Annotated in this window: 1 protein-coding gene and 1 pseudogene; both read right to left on the minus strand. The window is 72.3% G+C overall.

Annotated features, from left to right (window positions below):
* Nucleotides 1-304: 304 nt before the first annotated feature.
* Nucleotides 305-724 carry an NUDIX hydrolase gene (locus GRC12_RS44620; protein ID WP_208786120.1) on the minus strand — a complete coding sequence of 140 codons (420 nt, stop codon included), beginning with the start codon at nucleotides 722-724 and terminating at the stop codon, nucleotides 305-307.
* Nucleotides 721-1,037, minus strand: a pseudogene (locus GRC12_RS44625) (CHAD domain-containing protein); the annotation flags it as partial. The gene GRC12_RS44620 and the pseudogene GRC12_RS44625, both read right to left, overlap by 4 nt.

Here is a 1,037-nt window from a genome sequence, read left to right on the forward strand (position 1 = left end):
GCCCTGCGCTGCCGCTTCGCCATCGCCGCCCACCCCAGCCGGTGCGTGAGTCACGTGCCCCCTGTCGTTCCGCTTAACGACGGACGGGTGGGGCCGTCACGCGCACACACGACCCTTACCCGAGGTGGGTAACGTTGTCGGAGTGGCGCAGGAGGAACATCGCACGACAACGGTCGAACAGGGCCGTTTCTGTTTTGCCCGGTGCAGTTGCGGCTGGCGCGGTCCGGCGCGAAGAGCCCGCAGCCAGGCCCGCACGGACGCCGAGGGGCATGTGGCGATCGTGCGGGACTGACCCCAACGGGGTTCAGAGCGGCAGGAGTTCGTCGATCAGGGTGCGGTCGCGGTACTGGGTGAGGCGGCTGCGGGCCGCCGCGGGGGAGAGCCACAGGATGCGGTCCACCTCGTCGTTCGGGACGAAGCGGCCCTCGGTCGCCTCGGCCGCCCAGTAACGCACCTGCTTGGGACGGCCGTTGGCCATGTAGCGGATGCTGGGCAGCTCCACGCCGGGATCGGCGGTGTACCCGGTCTCCTCCTCGACCTCGCGCAGCGCGCCCGTGAGCGGGTCCTCGCCGCGCTTCAACTTGCCCTTGGGGTGGGACCAGTCGTCGTACTTCGGCCGGTGGACGAGGCAGATCTCCAGCTCGCCGTCGACCGGGGAGCGGCGCCACAGGACGCAGCCGGCCGCCTGGATGAGGGTGTTGTCGCTGTCGGGGCTCGCGGTCACGTACTCACCACCTGCTTCTGCCAACACTGCTGGAACGCGAACCGGGCCGCTTCCACCTCGTGCCGCTGGTCCGCGTGGAGCACCCCGAGCGCGTACGCCGTCGCCGGGGCGATACGGGGGGTCCGGGCCGCCGAGGCCGCCGCGGCGGCCGCCTCCGAGGCGTCCCGGTGCCGGTCGAGTGCCTGCCCGGCGGTGAGGAGACGGACGTCGACGGGGGCGTCCGGGCCGCACAGCGTCTCGCGGGCGTAGCGGTGCAGACGCAGCAGGAGACGGACCTGGTGCCAGGGGGCGTCCTGGGGGTGCGGGCTGGGGT

Origin of the sequence: Streptomyces griseorubiginosus (genome assembly GCF_017614965.1) — a bacterium.
In the GTDB taxonomy this organism is placed as follows: domain Bacteria; phylum Actinomycetota; class Actinomycetes; order Streptomycetales; family Streptomycetaceae; genus Streptomyces; species Streptomyces griseorubiginosus_B.